This is a genomic window from Mesorhizobium sp. L103C105A0 (assembly GCF_000502215.1).
Lineage (GTDB): Bacteria > Pseudomonadota > Alphaproteobacteria > Rhizobiales > Rhizobiaceae > Mesorhizobium.
Window position 1 is genome coordinate 78,711 of sequence record NZ_AYXF01000015.1, and the last position, 15,591, is coordinate 94,301.

General features: G+C 60.4%; 16 protein-coding genes. All 16 read left to right on the forward strand.

The window, feature by feature from the left end; genetic code table 11:
• Positions 1–138 precede the first annotated feature (138 nt).
• The 16 genes from X727_RS138320 (at position 139) to X727_RS138240 (ending at position 15,318) form a co-directional block, all read left to right on the forward strand.
• The gene (locus X727_RS138320) at positions 139–459 is read left to right on the forward strand and encodes an iron-sulfur cluster assembly accessory protein (protein ID WP_023672207.1); all 321 of its coding nucleotides are present in this window, start codon (positions 139–141) and stop codon (positions 457–459) included.
• A gap of 55 nt (positions 460–514) precedes the next feature.
• Positions 515–865: a hypothetical protein gene (locus X727_RS1000000168170; RefSeq protein ID WP_155923619.1), complete on the forward strand. Its 351-nt coding sequence runs from the start codon at positions 515–517 to the stop codon at positions 863–865.
• A 36-nt stretch (positions 866–901) separates the two neighbouring features.
• Positions 902–2,068 (forward strand): cysteine desulfurase NifS, encoded by a 1,167-nt coding sequence (gene nifS, locus X727_RS138310; RefSeq protein WP_023685015.1) that lies wholly within the window; start codon positions 902–904, stop codon positions 2,066–2,068.
• 25 nt (positions 2,069–2,093) lie between these two features.
• Positions 2,094–3,302, forward strand: a complete 1,209-nt coding sequence (gene nifV / locus X727_RS138305) for a homocitrate synthase (protein WP_023835184.1) — start codon at positions 2,094–2,096, stop codon at positions 3,300–3,302.
• Complete coding sequence (nifW, locus tag X727_RS138300; RefSeq protein WP_023835185.1) at positions 3,299–3,679, forward strand: nitrogenase stabilizing/protective protein NifW; 381 nt, start codon at positions 3,299–3,301, stop codon at positions 3,677–3,679. The genes nifV and nifW overlap by 4 nt, the downstream gene beginning before the upstream one ends.
• Positions 3,680–3,865: 186 nt before the next feature.
• Positions 3,866–4,717, forward strand: coding sequence for an electron transfer flavoprotein subunit beta/FixA family protein (locus X727_RS138295; RefSeq protein WP_023672212.1), 852 nt, complete (start codon positions 3,866–3,868; stop codon positions 4,715–4,717).
• A 17-nt stretch (positions 4,718–4,734) separates the two neighbouring features.
• Entirely contained in the window at positions 4,735–5,844 is a 1,110-nt protein-coding gene (locus tag X727_RS138290; RefSeq protein ID WP_023835186.1) for an electron transfer flavoprotein subunit alpha/FixB family protein, read from the forward strand.
• Between the two features lie 9 nt (positions 5,845–5,853).
• Complete coding sequence (locus X727_RS138285) at positions 5,854–7,161, forward strand: FAD-binding protein (RefSeq protein ID WP_023807989.1); 1,308 nt, start codon at positions 5,854–5,856, stop codon at positions 7,159–7,161.
• Between the two features lie 11 nt (positions 7,162–7,172).
• On the forward strand, positions 7,173–7,472 hold the full coding sequence (locus X727_RS138280; RefSeq protein ID WP_023806340.1) for a ferredoxin family protein: 300 nt from the start codon (positions 7,173–7,175) through the stop codon (positions 7,470–7,472).
• 741 nt (positions 7,473–8,213) lie between these two features.
• Positions 8,214–9,692 carry a nitrogenase cofactor biosynthesis protein NifB gene (gene nifB, locus X727_RS138270; protein ID WP_023835188.1) on the forward strand — a complete coding sequence of 493 codons (1,479 nt, stop codon included), beginning with the start codon at positions 8,214–8,216 and terminating at the stop codon, positions 9,690–9,692.
• Positions 9,693–9,723: 31 nt separating this feature from the next.
• Positions 9,724–9,918, forward strand: a complete 195-nt coding sequence (locus tag X727_RS138265) for a 4Fe-4S dicluster domain-containing protein (protein WP_023672218.1) — start codon at positions 9,724–9,726, stop codon at positions 9,916–9,918.
• Positions 9,919–10,016: 98 nt separating this feature from the next.
• Positions 10,017–10,337: a nitrogen fixation protein NifZ gene (locus tag X727_RS138260; protein ID WP_023807986.1), complete on the forward strand. Its 321-nt coding sequence runs from the start codon at positions 10,017–10,019 to the stop codon at positions 10,335–10,337.
• Positions 10,334–10,546 carry a putative nitrogen fixation protein NifT gene (gene nifT, locus X727_RS138255; RefSeq protein ID WP_023807985.1) on the forward strand — a complete coding sequence of 71 codons (213 nt, stop codon included), beginning with the start codon at positions 10,334–10,336 and terminating at the stop codon, positions 10,544–10,546. The genes X727_RS138260 and nifT overlap by 4 nt, the downstream gene beginning before the upstream one ends.
• Before the next feature lie 32 nt (positions 10,547–10,578).
• Positions 10,579–11,484 carry an SIR2 family protein gene (locus tag X727_RS138250; RefSeq protein ID WP_023835189.1) on the forward strand — a complete coding sequence of 302 codons (906 nt, stop codon included), beginning with the start codon at positions 10,579–10,581 and terminating at the stop codon, positions 11,482–11,484.
• 73 nt (positions 11,485–11,557) lie between these two features.
• The gene (locus tag X727_RS138245; protein ID WP_023835190.1) at positions 11,558–13,426 is read left to right on the forward strand and encodes an ABC transporter ATP-binding protein; all 1,869 of its coding nucleotides are present in this window, start codon (positions 11,558–11,560) and stop codon (positions 13,424–13,426) included.
• Complete coding sequence (locus X727_RS138240; protein ID WP_023685024.1) at positions 13,426–15,318, forward strand: ABC transporter ATP-binding protein; 1,893 nt, start codon at positions 13,426–13,428, stop codon at positions 15,316–15,318. The genes X727_RS138245 and X727_RS138240 overlap by 1 nt, the downstream gene beginning before the upstream one ends.
• The last annotated feature ends 273 nt before the right edge of the window (positions 15,319–15,591 follow it).

The window sequence follows — 15,591 nt, forward strand, 5'->3', positions numbered from 1 at the left end:
TCGATTGGCCGACACCTTATCAGCAATCAAGAGGCACCAGTGCGAGAGATGCCGCGCTGTGTTGAAACGTTTTTTGGCTTTGGCACGGTGCATGCAACGTGATGGGCAAGCAGGTCGCGGACTGAGGAGAATGGAGCCATGATTACGCTCACCGACAACGCTGTTGCCGCCTTCAAGACTGCTCTTTGCCGTGCCAGCGAGCCGGCGGAAGGCTTTCGCATTATGGTCGAGGCCGGCGGCTGCGCAGGCTTCAAATACTTAATGGGCCTGGAGAGCGTGTCGCGCGAGGGCGACGCGATCACTGACACAGATGGGGTCAAGCTGTTCGTGGACGCGGGCTCCCAACCCCATGTAGCCGGCATGACCGTCGACTTCCTCACCGGGCTCCAATCTTCCGGTTTTGTCTTCGATAACCCCAATGCGCGCGAAAAGTGCGGCTGCGGCAAGTCCTTCAGTTAAACGCCCGAAGCGTCTGTGCGGCCGACAGAGTGATTTTGCGGCAGAGGAGACTTATATGGCCGGCACAACAGATGTCCCCGTCCTAAAAAACAAGACAAGGTCAAAGCCGATCTCGGGACCGCCATTCGCTCCCAGTAGGATTCAAAGAACGTCGCCTCCCGAAGCAGCTCGGTTCCTGGTGGCACCCGAGCTGCTTGCGGACAAATCGCGCCGCTGCGCCAAATTCGGCTCATCGGTAGCGTTATCGCGTTCGGGCGTCCTTACCTGCGGGCTGACCTACGGCCACTGCGAACATGTCCATATCGACGGAGATCCGGTTTACGTCAAACACTTCGGGCGCCTGCGCGCGCTGCCAGTTCAAATGATCATCAACGGCATGCGCCAGAGGCTCAACGAGTCGGTCTAGCGCTCGCGTCATTCTGTTTAACTGAGGATCGCACCTATGAAGCCTGTCTACCTCGACAACAACGCAACCACACGGGTCGATCCTGAGGTCGTGCAAGCGATGTTGCCGTTCTTTAGGGATCAATTCGGCAACCCTTCGTCGGCACACGCTCTTGGCGCCTCAGTCAGTGCGGCGGTGAGAAAGGCGCGGAGGCAGTTGCAAGCTCTGATCGGCGCGGAGTTCGAGGATGAGATCACTTTCACCTCGGGTGGGACAGAAAGCGACAATGCAGCGCTTCTTTCAGCGCTCGAGGCGGCGCCCAACCGAACCGAGATCGTGACGTCCGCGGTCGAGCATCCCGCCGTGCTGACGCTCTGCGCGCATCTTGAGAAGACCCGCCGCCTCAAGGTGCACAGGATCCCGGTGGATTGCCGTGGTCGGCTCGATCTCGACGCCTATATGGCCGCCCTCACCCCACAGGTTGCAATCGTGTCAATAATGTGGGCGAACAACGAGACTGGTGTGATCTTCCCCGTGGCAAGGCTTTCCGAGTTGGCCAAGGAAGTGGGCGCCCTATTCCATACCGATGCTGTGCAGGCGGTCGGCAAGCTTCCGATGGACCTGAAGTCGACCGCAATCGACATGCTGTCGCTCTCCGGCCACAAGCTGCACGGGCCGAAAGGGATCGGTGCGCTTTTCGTAAAACGTGGCGTCGATTTCCATTCGCTGATCAAGGGGGGTCACCAAGAGCACAACCGGCGTGCTGGAACCGAGAATACGCCCGGCATAGCCGGGCTCGGCACGGCGGCCGAACTCGCCTTGAAATTCATGGACGACGAGACCACACGGGTAAAGTCGCTCCGCGATCGCCTGGAGGGCGGGATCCTCCAGCGCATCCCAAGCACCTGTGTCACTGGTGATCCCTTGCAACGGTTGCCCAACACCGCAAACATCTCCTTCGAACATGTCGAAAGTGATGGAATTCCACTTCTCCTCAGCCGCATTGGCATCGCGTGTTCCTCTGGCTCGGCCTGCACCTCCGGCTCTCTGGAACCAAGCCATGTCCTAAGCGCGATGAAAACGCCACACGCGGCAGTCCGCTTCTCCTTGGCGCGGGACAACAGCGAAGAGGACATCGACCGGGTGCTCGAGGTCATGCCGGGAATCGTGGGGAAGCTGCGCAGCTTTTCCGGTTCTGGGCCGGGTAGTCCGGTCTATGCGTGAGCCGCAGAAGAACAGGCTGCCTGTCATGACCGGTCATGTCTCCCTCAACGATACGACCTTGCGCGATGGCGAGCAGGCGCCGGGCGTCGCCTTCACCACGACGGAAAAGCTGGAGATCGCTGAGTCTCTTGCGGCGGCTGGCGTGACAGAGATCGAGATCGGCACGCCGGTCATGGGCGTCGACGAGATGGAAACAATTCGCGCCGTGGTAGCGCGGCGTCTTCCGGTTCGGCTCATGGCCTGGTGCCGGATGACGTCGTTGGATCTCGATGCAGCGATCGAGAGCGGCGTCCAAGCGGTCAATTTGTCGCTGCCTGCGTCGGACATCCAACTTGCCGCCAAGCTCGGCCTCGACAAGGCGGGAGCGCTCCAGGTCATCGATCATATGGTCAGGCGCGCCGCCGATGCCGGCTTCTTCGTCGCGGTGGGCTGCGAGGATGCCTCGCGGGCCAATCGGGATCATCTCGCCCGCGTCATCGAGACGGCCGCACGCGCCGGCGCAAGCCGCGTGAGGCTGGCCGACACAGTCGGTGTTCTCGACCCGTTTTCGACCTTCGAACTTGTCGCCCAGCTCGTGGTGCAGTCTCCAATCGACCTTGAATTTCATGCGCACAACGATCTCGGACTTGCTGCCGCCAACACGCTGGCCGGGATCCGCGCAGGCGCGCGCCATGCCTCCGTCACCGTCCTGGGGCTCGGCGAGCGTGCGGGCAATGCCGCGCTAGAGGAGGTGGCCGCCGCAATGGCGGTCTTCGACGGCGCAGACACCGGCATTGAGCTGACCGCATTGCCCGGCCTCGCCGCCCAGGTGGCTTGGGCCGCCCACCGGCCGACCGCGGCCACTAAGCCAGTCGTCGGCGCCGATGTTTTCACCCACGAATCCGGCATTCACGTCGCAGGGCTGCTGAAGGACTCGCGTACTTATCAGGGGCTCGATCCGACTCTCGTGGGCCGCTGCCGGCGGATCGTCATCGGCAAGCATTCCGGCGCCACTGCGATTGCCCATGTGTTGAGCGAAAGCGGTCGCGATCTCGACCCGGATCTGGCAGCCGCGATGGTGGCCCGCGTCCGGCGCGAGGCGGCCGAGACCAAATCGACCGTCACTGCAACTCGACTGGTCGAGCTCTACGATGGAATGTGCAGCGAGGGATCCCTCATCGAGCTGTGCGGGTCCAAGTCAGCCGTGCGCGAGCGCACAGAGGCCACAGTTTTGCGACCAGGAAGAATGCAATGAATTGTTCCGCTGACAGCCGCCCCATGGATGTCACTGACATCCTCGCACGACTGAAGCGCTTGTCGGCTGCAGAGGAATTCTTCTCAGTCCTAGGCGTCGCCTATGACCCGAAGGTACTGAATGTCTCGCGGCTCCATATCATGAAGCGTGTGGGCCAATACCTCGCCGGAGAAGATTTCTCCGGTCTGCCCGACCAGGTGATTGCCGCGAGGGTGCGCGCGACGCTCGAACGCGCTTACGAGGACTTTGCCATTTCCTCGCCGCTCGCGCATCGGATCTTCAAGGTGCTCAAGGACCACGATCCGAACAAACCTGCCGCGCCGGGTCACACCTTTGTTCCGTTCGACTCGGTACTGAAGCGGTTCGGACGGGAATGATCGGCGACAAGGGTGCGACGCGACAATGTCGAGCAGCCGCCAAATCCGGTCATCACCACAGCGCCGTCAGAAGCAACCAGCCGAAGTTGTAGGAAAGGGGGCAGCGCAAGAGACTTGGCACGAATAATGCGGATCAAGGAGATAACCGCAATGCCGCACCCGGACAGGAGCCTAGAGAAACCGCCAATGCACATCGTAATCTGCATCAAGCAGGTGCCGGACTCGGCACAGATAAGGGTCCACCCGGTCACGAACACGATCATGCGCCAGGGTGTTCCGACCATCATCAACCCTTACGACCTGTTCGCCCTCGAAGAAGCGCTCAGACTGCGCGACGCACATGGCGGCGAAGTCACTGTGCTCACTATGGGTCCGCCCATGGCAGAGGACGCGCTGCGCAAGGCGCTCGGTTACGGCGCCGACCGAGCGGTGCTCTTGACCGACCGCTATTTTGCCGGCTCCGACACGCTGGCAACCTCGTTCGCCCTTTCCCAGGCAATCGCGAAGATTGGCGAGACGTTCGGCACGCCAGACCTCGTCTTCACCGGCAAGCAGACGATCGATGGCGACACCGCCCAGGTCGGGCCCGGCATCGCCAAGCGCCTCGGACTCCTGCAATTGACCTATGTCGCGAAGATCCCTTCTGTCGACCTTGCTGCACGCGAGATCAAGGTCGAGCGCCGCTCCGAAGGCGGCACACAGATGCTGAAGAGCAGGCTCCCTTGCCTCATCACCATGCTGGAAGGCACAAACGAGATCCGCCGGGGCTCGATCCAGGACGCCTTGTGCGCCGCGCGGAGCCAGGTCTTGAAATGGAGCGCGGCCGACGCCGGCATTGAGGATCTCACCAAGTGCGGCCTGCGCGGTTCACCGACGGTCGTCAAACGTGTTTTCGCCCCTCCTGCTCGAGCTGAAAAGGCGGCACAAATCGACACCGCCGAGAAGGCCTTGCGCGATGTCGCTGACGAACTCATCACCGCAATCTTCACCCGCCAGCCGGCGCTGGAACATGAGCTCGCCTTTAACGGCGGCGCGTGACGGCAAGGAGCAAAACGATGTCGACCGCGAACCGAGAAACCCCTCGCCCTGCCGCCGGCCGCGCCGGCATAAAGAAGGAGTTGCCCGCTCATTTCAAGGACTACCGGCACGTTTGGGTTTTCATCGAGCTCGAACGTGGCGAGGTCCATCCGGTATCATTCGAACTGCTCGGCGAAGGCCGCAACTTAGCAGACAAGCTTCAGGTCCAGCTTGCAGGCGTCGTGCTTGGGCCGCCGGGAGAGGCCGTCGGGAACGCCGTTGCCGAAGCATTCGCGTATGGCGCTGACCTTGTCTACATCGCCGAGGCGCCCCTGCTCGCCGACTATCGGAATGAACCTTTCACCAAGGCGCTGACGGATCTGGTCGATACCCACAAACCCGAAATCCTTCTTCTCGGTGCCACCACACTGGGCAGGGATCTTGCCGGCTCCGTGGCGACGACCTTGCAGACGGGGCTCACGGCCGACTGCACCGAACTCGATGTGGATACCGACAGTTCGCTCGCCGCCACGCGTCCGACTTTCGGCGGTTCCTTGTTGTGCACGATCTATACGCTCAATTTCCGCCCGCAGATGGCGACCGTGCGACCGAGGGTCATGCCCATGCCGCAGCGGACCGATAAACCGGTCGGGCGTGTCATCCGGCACAAGCTTTCGCTTGCCGAGGATGAGATCGCTACCAAAGTCCTCGGCTTCCTGCCGGACAATCAGTCGGCGAAGGCAAACCTTGCCTATGCCGACGTCGTGGTTGCGGGAGGCCTTGGTCTTGGCGCGGCGGAGAACCTGCAGCTTGTGAAGAACCTCGCACGAGCAATCGGTGCCGAGCACGGCTGTTCGCGCCCGTTGGTCCAGAAGAGCTGGATGCCAGCTGATCGGCAGATCGGCCAAACTGGCAAGACCATCCGGCCGAAGCTTTACATAGCGGCCGGGATTTCCGGCGCCGTCCAGCATCGGGTTGGCGTGGAGGGGGCGGATCTCATCGTGGCCATCAACACCGACCCGAACGCGCCGATTTTCGATTTCGCTCACCTCGGTATCGTCACCGACGCGATCCGCTTCCTGCCCGCACTGACGGAAGCCTTCACCCGGCGGCTGTCGCCCCACAGTCGCGATAAGCTTGCGAGCTAAGGGATGGACATGATCGAGGAAAACTTCGACGCCATTGTTGTTGGGGCAGGCATGTCCGGAAACGCAGCTGCTTACACCATGGCCAGCCATGGCCTGAAGGTGCTGCAGTTGGAGCGGGGTGAATATCCGGGCTCCAAGAATGTCCAGGGTGCCATCATGTACGCGAACATGCTGGAGAAGATCATCCCGGATTTCCGGGATGATGCGCCTCTCGAGCGGCATTTGGTTGAACAGCGGCTTTGGGTCATGGACGACACATCCCATACCGGGATTCACTATAGGTCGGACGACTTCAATGAGGCGAAGCCCAACCGATACACGATCATCCGTGCCCAGTTCGATAAATGGTTTTCGCGTAAGGTGCGCGCGGCCGGCGCGACCGTTCTGTGCGAGACGACCGTGACGGAACTCATCCGTGACGCCAAGGACAGGGTGATCGGCGTCCGCACAGACCGGGCGGGCGGAGCCATCTACGCGGACGTGGTCGTTCTCGCAGAAGGTGTCTGCGGACTGCTTGGCACTCGAGCCGGCCTGCGCGAGATGCCAAGGCCGCAAACCGTGGCCCTCGCCGTCAAGGAAATGCATTTCTTGCCCGAAGAGGTCATTGAGCAGCGGTTCGGCGTAAAGGGCGATGAGGGCTGCGTGATCGAGGCGGTGGGCACGACCTCCCGCAGCATGGCCGGGCTCGGCTTCCTCTATACCAACAAGGAGTCCATCTCACTGGGCATTGGCTGCCTCGTCTCCGATTTTGCCGCGATGGTCGAGAGCCCCTACGTTCTCCTTGATGCCTTGAAGAGCCATCCTTCGATCCGGCCGCTGATCGCCGGCTCGGAAGTGAAAGAATATTCCGCACACCTCATTCCCGAAGGCGGCTACAAGGCTATTCCGCAGCTCTTTGGCGATGGTTGGGTCGTGGTCGGCGATGCCGCGCAACTGAACAACGCGATTCACCGCGAGGGTTCGAACCTCGCCATGACCTCCGGCCGCATTGCGGCTGAGGCAATCGTCGAGGTCAAGAGCCGCAACGGTCCGATGAACAAACGGAATCTCGCCCTTTACAAAGCCATGCTGGACAAGTCCTTCGTGGTCAAGGACCTGAGGAAATACAAGGACATGCCGGCCTTGCTCCACACCAATTCATGCAATTATTTCACGACTTATCCGCGGTTGATGTCGCAAGCTGCGCAGAACTTCATGCGTGTCGACGGCACGCCGAAGATCGAGAAGGAAAAGGCGACCACGGCGGCCTTCATCAAGGCGCGCTCGCGCTGGGGGCTGGTCAGCGACGCGGTCCGCCTTGCATTGGCGTGGCGCTGAGGGGAGACGAAATGACCAGCGCAGCGACGAAGTCACGTGTCGAGGACAAGCTTTACCAGAACCGCTACTTGGTGGATTCCGGCCGCCCGCACATCAAAGTGCGACCGCACCAGAAGCCGAGCGCGAATTTGCTCGCGCTGACCCACGTCTGCCCGGCGAAATGTTATGAGTTGAACGACAAGGGTCAAGTGGAGATCACTGCCGACGGCTGCATGGAGTGCGGCACCTGCCGGATTTTGTGCGGGACGACTGGTGAGATCGAGTGGAACTATCCACGCGGCGGTTTCGGAATCCTCTTTAAATTCGGATGACCGGCGCACGCATGCCCTATGCAGATACCGCGCTCAGGGACGCTACGATATGTGAAGGTGCTGACCGCGCCAAGCGAGCTGGAGATTACGCTCGCCATACGCTGGCCAATTGTCGTGAACGTCCTGCCCACATTTCTGCAGACGGGTGATGGAGAAGGCGTCGTCTGGACGCTGAAGGAGAGCCGGAGATTGCCGCCACTGCCGGCAATACCCACGCACCTCAATCAGGCACTCGCCGCCTCATATCACAGGCCGTAACAGATCAAGCGAATTGCGGCTGCCGGCCAGTCGCATCGGCGCCTCCGCAGCAAGGTATCTCCTCTTACGGCCGCATCCGAGCCATGCCGCTTGTCGCCCGCATCTGACGGCACGCAACCGGCTGATCGACGCGATTGACAAGAGGCCGGTTGGGTTCTGCCAGGGCGGCTCGTATCCTCGGCCTCACGCCATGGCAAATCGGCTACGCCCTGGGCCGGCATGGTATCAAGGTGAAGAAATTCCAGACGCCGCGATGACGTCAAGCGTAAGCAGCCCGGAGTGGTCTCGCTCACACTCTGCGCGCCCGAGGCTGCTAGCCTCGCGACCTATTTGCTTGTCCACTGTCGTAAGCCCGACAAAGGTGTGTCGGAGCAATCCGAAGGAATCTGACACGAGAAGCCTATTCGTGAACCGAAACAGCTCTTTGAGCTGGCATAGCTCTTGCGCTTTGAACTGCGACATCACGCAGCAACGGAGCCGTTCATGTCTGCACCGGCAATTTCGCTTGAGAGCCTCAGCACGACATTCGGTGACCAGTTGCTTGGCACCATGAAACCCGGTGGCTGCGCGTCTTCGTCTTGCGGCTCGTCGACAAAGCCCGACGACACGGATCCGGCTGTCTGGGAGAAGATCAAGGATCACCCCTGCTTTTCAGAAGAGGCGCATCACTATTTCGCGCGTATGCACGTCGCGGTCGCGCCGGGCTGCAACATCCAGTGCAACTACTGCAATCGCAAATATGACTGCGCCAACGAAAGCCGGCCTGGGGTAGCCTCTGAAAAGCTGACGCCCGACCAGGCGCTACGCAAGGTGATCGCGGTCGCCAACGAGGTGCCGCAGCTTTCCGTGCTCGGCATCGCCGGACCGGGCGACGCCTGCTACGACTGGAAGAAGACGAAGGCGACCTTCGCCAGGGTCGCCAGGGAAATCCCAGACATCAAGTTTTGCATATCCACGAATGGGCTGGCGCTGCCCGACCATGTCGATGAGCTTGCTGACATGAATGTCGATCACGTGACGATCACGATCAACATGGTCGACCCTGAGGTCGGTGCAAAGATCTATCCTTGGATCTTTCACGATCATCGCCGCTACATCGGCATTGAAGCCACCCGGATCCTGCACCAGCGGCAGATCTTGGGCCTGGAGATGCTTACCGCGCGGGGCATCCTCACCAAAATCAACTCGGTGGTGATCCCGGGCGTGAACGATGAGCATCTGATCGAGGTGAATAGATGGGTTAAGGAGCGAGGCGCGTTCCTGCACAACCTTATGCCGCTGATTTCGGACCCGGCACACGGCACGCATTACGGACTGAGCGGGCAGCGCGGCCCAAACGCAATGGAGATGAAGGCTCTTCAGGATCGTGTCGAAGGTGGCGCCCAGTTAATGCGGCACTGCCGGCAGTGCCGGGCAGATGCCGTGGGCCTGCTCGGAGAAGATCGTGGCCAGGAATTCACCGTCGACCGGATTCCCGGCGAGGTCACCTACGATGCCAGCAAACGCAAGGCCTATCGGGAGCTGGTCGCGGAGGAGCGCCGTGATCACGTCGAGGCTAGGAGAGAAGCGATCGGATTGGTCAAGGCAGCGAGCCCCGGCAAGTCCCTTCTCTTCGCGGTGGCGACCAAGGGCGGCGGCCGCGTCAATGAGCATTTCGGCCATGCGAAGGAATTCCAGGTTTATCAAGCCTCGCTGAAAGGGATCAGCTTCGTCGGGCATCGGAAGGTGGACAAGTATTGCCTTGGCGGCTGGGGCGCAGAAGCCGCCCTCGATGGCGTCATCGCAGCGCTTCAAGGCATAGATATCGTGCTGTGCGCCAAGATTGGAAATTGCCCGCAGGATCAGCTCGCGGAGGCTGGAATCAGAGCCACCGACGCCTGTGCCCATGACTATATCGAGACAGCAATCAGCGCGATTTACATCGCCGCATCTGGGACCCCCACACTCGCGGCGACGGCCTGAGCTGTCTCATTCATTCGGACCAGGAGTTAAAATGGCTTTCAAGATCATCGCATCCCAATGCACCCAATGCGGCGCCTGCGAATTCGAATGTCCTTCCGGCGCGATCAAGTTCAAAGGCGAGAGCTACGTGATCGAGTCACAGAAGTGTACCGAATGCGAGGGGGTCTTCGATGCGCAGCAATGTGCCTCGGTATGTCCGGTGCCGAAGACCTGCGTTCCTGCGTAACGGACATTGGACTGCCGACATGGTTGGGGGCTGCCTACGCAGGACGCATGGAACGCCTTGTTCGCAATCTCAGCCGCAAGAGAAATCAGGGAACGGACATGTCGCTCGGACGCGAAGAGGAGATCGAAATCCGCAGGCCTCCACGATTCATGCCGGGAGAGCGGGTACGTGCCACTCGCCACATAAGGAATGACGGCACCTATCCTGGCAGGGAGATCGGCGAAAATCTCGTGCGGAAGGGGGACGAGGGATATGTGCGCGACATTGGCACCTTTCTCCAGCAGTTCTTCATCTATGCGGTCGAGTGGATCGACCGTGGCACCGTCGTCGGTATGCGAGCGCGTGAACTGATGAGCCTCGACAAGGCCGAGGCGCCCTGCAGTGCTGAAAGCAATACCAATGAAGGGACGGCCAGATGAAAGTCATGATCCGCAGGACCGATGCTGGTTTGTCGGCGTATGTCCCCAAAAAGGACCTCGAAGAGCCGATCATCAAACTCGAGAAGGAAGAGTTGTGGGGCGGAACGGTCACGCTCAGGAACGGGTGGCGGCTCCTCCTACCCGATCTCCCACGTGATACGCGTCTGCCGATCACCGTCGAGGCAAGGAAGATTTCCGAAGAGGGCTGATGCTGCCCCTGGGTGCGTCGCGAGGAAACGAGATGAACACGATTCTGACATCGGGCCACCTCGTCATCGTGCGGGACAGTTTTGCTGAAAAGCTGCTTGACCTGGCGAAGGAAGCGCTCGCCGCCGATGAGGTGATCCCCTATCTCGGTCCGGGTCTTCTTGAGTTGAACTGTGTGGAACCGCCTGTGCCGCATACCCCGGAGGTTGTTGCCGCGGCACTCAATGCACGGGCTCCAGCCCCTTCCAGGATCCGCACCAATATGTGGTCGGTTGCACAGTTCATCGAACAGCGCCGGCATCGCCGGACGCTTCAAGCTTGGATGACCGACATATTCGCAGCGCCGGTGGGGCCGACCCCCTTCCACGCCTGGCTCGCAAGGCTGCCACTCTCCCTCATCATCGACAGCTGGTATGACAGCGCGATGCGCACGGCTCTGGTAGAGACCGGCCGAACGGACGTCGTTGAGATACAAGGCGTCACGCGCGCGAATGAAATCGGCAACATTTGGACGAAAACCTACGATTTGTCCGGGAGGGAGCTCGACCCCCGATTGGGGGCCAAGACGGTTCTCTATTCACCTCACGGGAGTATTACGCCCGCGCAAAACTTTCTCGTCGCAGATTCCGACTACGTCGAAGTCCTGTCCGAAATTGATATCCAGACACCGATCCCAGACGCCGTGAAGGAACGGCGCATCACCCGTGGATTTTTCTTCGTTGGCTGCCGCTTCAACGATCAGATGCTGCGCACCTACGCCAGACAGATCATGAAGCGCTCCCGCGGTCCCTATTGCACCGTAATGGACGCGGAAACCCTTACCAGAAACGAAGCGCGTTTCCTTGCGGCAAGCGGAATCACGGTGATCGACATGCCACTAAGTCAAGCGGCGGCTCGGCTTGTGGGAACGGGCACGGCTGCAGGTTGGGGACGGGATTAACAATGGCGGATGCCTTTGATGATGTCTGCTTCGGCTTTCCTCTAAGACGCAAAATGCAGTCGGGAATACACCCGTGAACAGTGATGCTGTCAGCAGCGCAACGAACGCACTGAATTCGTTGACCCATGTTGAAGCGGCGCACTGGGGCCGGGATTTGAGTACGCTGTTGCGCATCACGCGTATGAATCTGCGCCACCCGTGGCAGGTTGCCCTCGCTATGGGCTCGACGATCATGGCGGCAATCCTCCAGTTGCTCATTCCCCAGCTTCTCGGCCGGGCTGTCGACCAGACCCAGACAGCTATCGGGGGCGGTGTCGCGGGGGCCGCGGCAGGACAAGCGCTCTGGGCCCCGGCTCTCCTGCTGCTCGCCGTCAGCGCGCTACGCGGCGTTTTCACGATGGCGCAGAACTATTTTGCCGAAGCCGTCGGGCATCATGTCGCGTACGAATTGCGGCTCGCCTACTACGACAAGATCCAGCGTCTCAGCTTTTCCTTTCACGACCGGGCCCATTCAGGCGATCTGATAACCGCCGGAATGCTCGATCTCGACGGCGTGCGGATGTATTTTTCCACCGGGCTCATGCGGGTGCTCCTGCTGACGATGCTGATCGGGATTGGCGCTTACATGATGATCTCGACCGATCCCGTGCTCGGCTTGGCCGCGCTCAGCTTCGTGCCTTTTGTCGCTTGGCGCTCATCGACCACACAGCTTAAGCTGCGCGCCACCTGGCTCGACCTCTATGAGCGCCTTTCGGTACTAAGCCGCGTGATGAAGGAAAATCTCGCAGGTATCCGTGTGGTCCGCGCTTTTGCGGCTCAATCCTATGAGATGCTGAAGTTCGACGGCGCTTCCAAGAACGCGCTCGACCTCGCCAACGATCTCGTTGACATCTACGTACCCAACACGTCGGCGATGACCTTGTCCTACTTTTTGGCAATGGGATTGGTGCTTGGGATCGGTGGCAACAAGCTCGTCGCTGGCGAGATCAGCGTCGGAACCATGGCGACCTTCCTGACCTTCATGACCATGCTGCAAATGCCAGTCCGCCAGATCGGTCTCATGGTCAATGCGTTTGCCCGCGCTTCTAGCTGCGGTTCGCGGCTTTTCGGTCTCCTCGATCAGGAGATCACCATCAGGGATGCTCTCGAGGCCAGACCGCTTGAGATAAGTGACGGCACTCTGCGCTTCCACAATGTCTCATTTGCCTACCCCAACGCCGAAAACCGCGCCATTCTGAAGAACCTCAGCTTTGAGGCCCGGAGAGGCGAGACGATCGCGATCGTCGGTCCGCCGGGTTCCGGCAAATCGACGATGGCTCATCTGGTCCCCCGCTTTTACGACGTGACCGGTGGCGCCATCACGTTGGACGGCCAGGACATACGCAATGTCACCCTCGAGAGCCTTCGCAAGGCGGTCGCGGTTGTACAGCAGGATGCGTTCCTATTCACCACAACGATCGAGAACAACATCGCTTATGGCGATCCCTGGGCGAAGAGACAGCGAATTGAACGCGCTGGAGAATTCGCCCAGCTCCACGACTACATCCTCGGGCTCCCGGCAGGGTATGAGACGGTCGTGGGCGAACGCGGCGTTTCTCTCTCTGGCGGCCAGCGCCAGCGTCTCACGATTGCTCGCACCATGATGCTGCGCCCCTCCGTCATCATTTTCGACGACTCGATGGCCGCGATCGATGCCGGCACCGAGCTGCGCATTCGCGCGGCGATGCGGCGCTTCGCAAAGGATCGGGTGACGATCATCATCGCGCACCGGCTGAGTGCGCTTAAGCATGCCGATCAAATCCTTTTTGTCGATAACGGCGAAACCGTAGAACGCGGCACGCATGAAGAGCTTCTGGCGAAGCGGGGACGCTACAGGGCCCTTTACGATCTCCAGACGCGCCCGGGTGATAGCATTATTAGCCAGGATGGGGGCGCCCGCTGATGGACCAGGGCCGCGGCGAACTCGAAGCCGAACGTGACGATGGGAGACGCCCTCCGCGCGCGGTCGTCGGCTCGCACCGGATCGAGGAGGAGATGTTCGGCCGGGCTTTCGACAAGAGCATCCTCCGTCGCATCTGGGGCTTCGTCCATCCCTACCGGGCAAAGGTAGTTGTCACGATTGTCGCGATGCTGATCTTCACCGGGACGCAGCTTCTCATCCCCTTGATCATCCGCTACGCGATCGACCTCGGCATGAACCCGGCAAGGCCCGATCGCTCAGCCCAGCTTGCGGCCGTCGGCGCGTTCCTTTCGGCGATTTTGGTCAATTTCGCCGCCGGCTACATGCAGGAAGCCTTGGATGGGAAAATGGCCGAAACTGTCCTGTTCGACATCCGCCGCGCCATGTTTGGCCATCTGCAAAAGGTTTCGCTCTCTTTCATGGACAAGACTGAGGTCGGACGCCTGATGTCGCGCCTGCAAGGCGACGTTAACTCCATACAGGAGTTCCTGGAAACCTCGGTATATTCCCTAGGCGATGTTGCGCTTCTCTTCGGCATCGTTTTCGTAATGCTGTGGCTCGACTTTCGCCTCGGCCTCCTGACGCTATCGGTTCTGCCAATCCTGGTGATCGTCCGCATTGTCTGGTTGCCGCGGGCCCGCGACGCCTTCATGGCTGCACACGAAACCAATTCCGTCGTCAATGGCGCGCTGGCCGAAGCCATTCACGGCGTGCGGACCATACAGTCAATGGACCGCCAGCAGGTGAATTTCAGTCTTTTTGACGATCGGGCCCATGCCAACCTCAGGACCCACCTGATCGCTGCCAGATATGCACTGGTCATGGTGCCCATCGTCGATGGCATCACCGGCCTCGCCTTGGCCGCCGTTATTGTGGTCGGCGGCTCGATGGTCATGAATAGCCGTATAGATGTGGGCGTGTTGGTAGCCTACCTATTTTACATCCAGCGCTTCTTTGACCCGATCCGCTCACTCACCCTGCAATATTCGGTCATGCAGCGCGCCATGGCCTCAGGCAAGCGCCTGACCGATGTGCTCGACGTCAAGATCGATGTTAAGGACAAACCCAATGCCGAAGTGCTTTCGCCCGAAATGGACGGCTCGGTCGAGTTTAGGGACGTCACCTTCGGCTACGATCCGAACCGTTCGGTTCTGAAAAATGTCTCGTTCAAGGTCAATCCGGGCGAGACGGTCGCACTAGTCGGACCGAGCGGTTCTGGCAAATCGAGTGCGATGGCCCTGGTCCACCGCTTCTATGATGTTCAGCAGGGTCAGGTGCTGGTCGGCGGACATGATGTACGCGACCTCACCCAGGAATCGCTCGGCCGCCAGGTCGCCATGGTGCTGCAGGAGCCATTCCTGTTCACCGGGACGGTCTTCGAGAACATTCGATACCAGAAGACGGAAGCCACGCGCGACAAGGTGATCGAGGCGGCCAAGGCTGTCGGCGCGCATGACTTCGTCATGAGCCTCGCCGACGGGTATGAGACCCAACTTGGCGAACGCGGCGACAACTTATCTCTCGGCCAGCGCCAGCTTATCAGTTTCGCCCGCGCCCTCGTCGCTGACGCCAAGATCCTCGTGCTCGACGAAGCTACCGCCAATATCGACAGCTACACGGAATTGCAGATTCAGAAGGCTCTGATCAAGCTGCTTGAAGGGCGGACTGGCCTCGTCATCGCCCACCGTCTCGCCACGGTCCGGGGGGCCGACCGCATCATCGTGCTTCAGAATGGCCAAGTTATTGCGACTGGCAACCACGATGAGTTAATAGCCATGGGCGGCCTGTATTCCAAACTCTACTATCTCAACTACGCCTCCTTCGACGACCTTCCCGAACACGATACCACCGTCCAAGCTGGCTCTCAGACCTGACATCTTGGCGGCCTTGTGGTAGTGGCGTTGACTTTCGGGCGTGTCGGCAGACCACTCAGGCCACCGCATCCGGCCAGCAGCCAGCATTCAAGAACGAGCACTCCTCGCAATTCCTGAAGACCGGCTGCGAACGATTTCCTCCAGCATCGTATCCGACCGCGGTGCACCACCATCATCGGGCGAGCTCGCTGGAGGTGTTGGCTGGGCGTCGCAAAGCCGCTCGCGAGCGCGCCCTCAATAGCGCCGTAGCGAGTGACGGCTTTGCCACCGACG